The 2,766-nt window shown below is 33.8% G+C and carries 2 protein-coding genes; both read left to right on the top strand.

Translation table 11 applies throughout. The annotated features are described in order from the left end of the window. The first annotated feature begins 241 nt into the window (after nucleotides 1-241). The gene (locus tag JSS34_08675) at nucleotides 242-1,177 is read left to right on the top strand and encodes a hypothetical protein (protein MBS0186370.1); all 936 of its coding nucleotides are present in this window, start codon (nucleotides 242-244) and stop codon (nucleotides 1,175-1,177) included. Between the two features lie 278 nt (nucleotides 1,178-1,455). After that, entirely contained in the window at nucleotides 1,456-2,337 is an 882-nt protein-coding gene (locus tag JSS34_08680) for a biotin--protein ligase (protein ID MBS0186371.1), read from the top strand. The last annotated feature ends 429 nt before the right edge of the window (nucleotides 2,338-2,766 follow it).

Here is a 2,766-nt window from a genome sequence, read left to right on the forward strand (position 1 = left end):
CCCACCAAGAATTTTTAGAATTCTTCTTAATCTTTTCTTCTTTCCGATTTTTAAAAATTATCTAAAAAATTAATCTATTTTTTTGTTATTTTGCTAAAAAGCAACTCTTCTTCCCCTTAATTAAAAAAAATTTTTCTATATAATAATAAAAAATGATAAATTTCTTGAATTTTTTTGGCGTTTCCTCTTACGTAACATTTTACGAAAAATTAAAGAAATCTATCAATATAGGAATAAAAGAATGAGAAAAATGCAAAAGGAAATGGTTTTGGTTTTAATAGGGCTATGTTGGAGCTCTTCAAGTTTTACAATGACAGATGCTGTCTCGGAAAGACAATCATCCTCGCGGGGAGAGCGTCATTCTAGCCATTTTATAAGCCATGATTCTTCTTCTAATGGATCTACTTCTCCTCAAAAAGGCAGTCGTTCGTCTTCTCGAGGATCTCTTAATGCCCCTTCCGATCCTATGTCCTTGCCCAATCATTCATTGACAATGCGTTTCAACCAATTGGACGTTTTTCTTCAAAACCAAAATTTTGAAGAAGCGCAATTCTTTTGTGGTGATCAGCTGCGTCACCTTTCTCAAAACAAGACACAAAAATCAAAAGCTTTTTCCATAGTATTTAGTGAATTAAACCGTCTCCTTATGACCTCAAACACAGAACATTTAGCTCAGAGTGCTCTTCAATTAGTAAGAACTCGAATTAATGAAAAGGAATATGATACTCTTTTTGCAGAAAAAGATTTTTATAAAGGACGAAAAACAGCTCAAGATCCTCTTACTGCTTGTCCAAGTTATGCGTTAACAACATATTTCAATATGTTAGAAGATTTTATTCAAAAACAGGATTATGATGGGGCAAGCCTTAATTGTGGTATATGGCAACAAGAACTTCTAAAAAAAAGGACACAAGCTTCAACTGCTTTTGCCCAAGTATTTGGAGAGCTAAAGCGTATGTTTATGTCATCCAATGAAGCATACTTGGCCGTATTTTACCTTCAGTCGATTAGGATACGAATTGATGAAGAGGAGTTTAACTCACTTTTTAAGCCTGAACCGTCATTGGAAGAACAATTTCTTCGATATAAACAAGAAGCAGATGCTCATTTAGGTGGTCAATTTGCACGTGATCTTTTTTCTGAAATTCAATGGAATTTTAAAGGGATTGTAGAATAAGAACATGTAGCTCTTTCTTTATAAAACCCTGCCGACATTTCTTAATCGAAAAATAGGGACGTATTTAGGGTTTTAGAAGAATGCTTTTAGGTTATAATCAATATACTTTAAAGAAAACTCTATTTTAAGAGAGGATTTATATATACATTGAAGAGATGTTCTCTTTTAAAATCTCAACATTCTTTTGAAAAAAAGGGAAGAGGGAGACTTAGTTTATTTTTCTAAGTAGAGGTAGAAATTCCTCAATTTTCTATACAAACAAAAGGAAGAAAGACCAAATGAACACAGTGAATCAATGCCTGCTTACTATTTTTCTTTGTTTTATGTTTCCTTTTTATGCTTTCTCTAACATTCAGAGACAAGCCCCTAAAGATATAGATATGCCTCCGTGTCTGTATATTTATAATGGGCCAGGAGTATCTCCAATATCTTTGTTACAAATGAAGGAAAGTCTGAAAGAGGTTGTCGACCCTTCTTATGTTATTAAAGAAATCGGGCCTGAAGAAGTTATAAAGGGGAATTGGGTAAAAGATGCCGCTCTATATGTTATGCCAGGAGGCGCAGATATACCCTACTGCAAGAGTCTTTCTCAAAATGGTAATAAAGTTATTAAAGAGTATGTAAATAAAGGAGGATCTTACCTTGGTGTTTGTGCAGGAGCTTATTATGCATCAGACAATATTGAATTTGCAAAAGGAACACCATTAGAAGTTATTGGAAAAAGAGAGCTTTCTTTCTTTAACGGATGTGCAGAGGGGCCTGTTTTAGCTCCTTATGATTATGCCACAAACTCAGGCGCACGTCTTAGTTTTATAAGATGGCGTGATAAGGGCGACCCTGACATCAAAAAAGATACCATGTTTCCAGCGTATTTTAATGGAGGATGTCATTTTGTAGATGCCAAAAAAGTTCCCAATGTTACACCTCTCGCATTCTATAAAGAGCCAAATGGAAAAGAGGATAAAGCTGCTATTATTGATATAAAGGTGGGGAAGGGACGTGCTCTTCTCTCAGGAGTTCATTTTGAATATTCACCAAAGCTTATGGATAAAGATGATCCCTTCTTAAAGAAAATTCAGGCGGAGTTATTTTTGAAAGATAAAGAACGGATACGCCTATTTAAAGGAGTTTTAAAAAGACTGAAGATTAAGACCATATAAGATTATCTATTTACTTCGGTTCGGACAATCAATTCCCATTACACCAGGAATGTTTACGCTTGAGTCTTGCATACACTCTTTATAACCTTGATTACATTTTTTTTGGCACTGACAATATGTTATCTTAGCCTGTTTTATTGTTTGTCCTTCCTGTGGGCTATATGAACAATTATACCCACAATTCTGGCTCCATAGGTATATACATTTTTGTTTTAACGTCATCCACGATGCCCATGACGGCACATTTGGTTGTGAAGTGCTTTTAGTTGAATGAACAATGCAGAAAAAAGTAACTATAACACTTATAAATATAAGTTTTTTAGACATTAGATATATCCCTCCACATTTATTTATTTTTTTTCAGTATATTATATTAACGTCAGTTCGATATAAGAAATGAGGAATAATTATTAAAATTGTTAAGCTTAT

The sequence above is a fragment of the Pseudomonadota bacterium genome (assembly GCA_018242545.1).
GTDB lineage: Bacteria > Pseudomonadota > Alphaproteobacteria > 16-39-46 > 16-39-46 > 16-39-46.

Bases quoted from the DNA above. Each gene is read 5' to 3' on its own strand.
- JSS34_08675 (MBS0186370.1), top strand. From the start codon at position 242: ATGAGAAAAATGCAAAAGGAAATGGTTTTGGTTTTAATAGGGCTATGT.
- JSS34_08680 (MBS0186371.1), top strand. From the start codon at position 1,456: ATGAACACAGTGAATCAATGCCTGCTTACTATTTTTCTTTGTTTTATG.